Annotated in this window: 1 protein-coding gene and 1 pseudogene; one reads left to right on the top strand and one right to left on the bottom strand. The window is 66.0% G+C overall.

Annotated elements, in window-relative coordinates; all coding sequences use genetic code 11:
- A pseudogene (locus VGZ32_RS08760) lies at positions 1-300 on the bottom strand (hypothetical protein); the annotation flags it as partial.
- Positions 301-1,134: 834 nt separating this feature from the next.
- On the opposite strand from VGZ32_RS08760, the gene VGZ32_RS08755 reads away from it, so the two are divergent.
- Positions 1,135-1,670, top strand: a 536-nt coding sequence (locus tag VGZ32_RS08755) for a hypothetical protein (protein ID WP_326885380.1), incomplete at its 3' end; no start/stop codon positions are given.

The raw sequence follows: 1,670 nt of genomic DNA, 5'->3' as shown, positions 1-1,670 counted from the left end.
CTCGAGGTCCACCCCGTCGGAACGGTAGCTGTTTGCCGATCCGTTCACCGAGCTGACGTTGTACGCCGCGCCCTGACCACCGGTGTCGTAGTTCTCCGCCTGCACGGTACCCGGCACCGCCGCTGCCGTACCGCCATAGGGAGCGTCGGTGGCGGCATATGCCGTGGAGTGCGTGCCTACCAGCGTCGCGGAGGCCAGGGCCACCACCGCGAGAACTGCCCGGATCCTGGGACGGGAGCGGGACCGGTGCAGCCTGCCGCTGTCCAGCACAGATAGCCGCAGATTAGGGAACTGCCTCATTGCCATCCCTTCCGATTCCTGATCTTCCCGTTTGGTCACGGACCGGGCCGGTTTCGTGTCTCACCCCTGGACCAGGCTGGAATTCCGGGCGTCGGTACCGTTGCGGGCGCGCTGCCGATACAGCGCGCCGCCGACCGATAGGACGTCGCAGGGTGTGTCGATGCACAGACCGGAGAAGTCGACAAGACCGCCTTATGGCGGGGGTCGGCGGCTGTCCACGCGGACGGTGCTGTCCGCGTGGAGACCGAACTGTGCCAGGAGCGGCGTCATCGAGATCGTGTTCGTGATGACGCTGCCTCGACAGCGTTCCGGGTTCGGCTGGCCGCGCCATGACAGCCGAGGGGCTTGACCGAACGGTGGGTCGGGCGACCTCGCTCGGGTTCGTAAACGTTTCCGGATGTCATTGTGACCGCCACCACATGCGTGTCAAGACACTCGGGAAACATGGAATCGCAACCCACGGCTCGACGCCTACTTCACCCGTCAACCACTCGACCACACATGGCAGCCGACTGATACGCCTCCACGCTGCGACAACGAATTGACCAGCAGGTGTACGTCCTCGTTCTGTCACACCTGATCAAAGAACTCTATGGTCGGATATCCAGGTGCGAAAGCCCGCGGGCTTCCGAACATGCCGGGCAGGTCGCGGGCTCTGCGGGGGCTGCTCGTCGGGTTACGCGCCGATCGCCGGTCGGATCCGACCCAATCAGTCCGTTGTCACTGCCTCATCGGGCAGCTCGCCAGACGGTAGATCAGATACAGAGGACTGGCGTACTACACTGCGACCGCGGATCCGCCTTGGATACGCTCATCCTCGGAGGAAATACGTACATGTTCAGTGCTTTTCGTCTCGCCGCGGTAGGTGCCACGGCCGCCCTCATGGCGGTCGCAGGCGGAGCGGGCGCAGCCCTCGCGGCCCAACCCGACCGCGGGCCGACCGCTCCCGGTATGACGATCGCCGCGACGCTGGTGAACAACACGGCGTGCACGCTCCAGCTCACCGGTGGCTGGATCCTCGAAGGCCACCTCTCGCAGGACGTCCCCCTGACAATCGGCCCGCACAGCAGCGGCGCGTGGAAGATCGTCGGCTGGAACGCCTTCAGCAACGCCGACGCCGACCTCCTCGTGGTGTTCGCGGCGACAGGGTGCGCACAGGCCGGCGACCAGGAGGGGTACGGGATGTCGAACACTGCGGCAAACGGCCTGAACTACGGGGACGGCGCCTGCGCGGTCGGCCCGGCGCCGGGATTGCAGAACACCTTCAGCGCCACGCCGGGATACCACGCCACCCTGACGATCACCTTGAACGCCACCAGCAACGCCGCGCGCACGATCCGCTCCGTGGTCACCCCGGACCTTGGCCAGTG

This window comes from Actinocrinis sp. (assembly GCF_035938995.1).
Lineage (GTDB): Bacteria > Actinomycetota > Actinomycetes > Streptomycetales > Catenulisporaceae > DASZGI01.
This window is presented reverse-complemented; position numbering and strand designations above follow the sequence as displayed.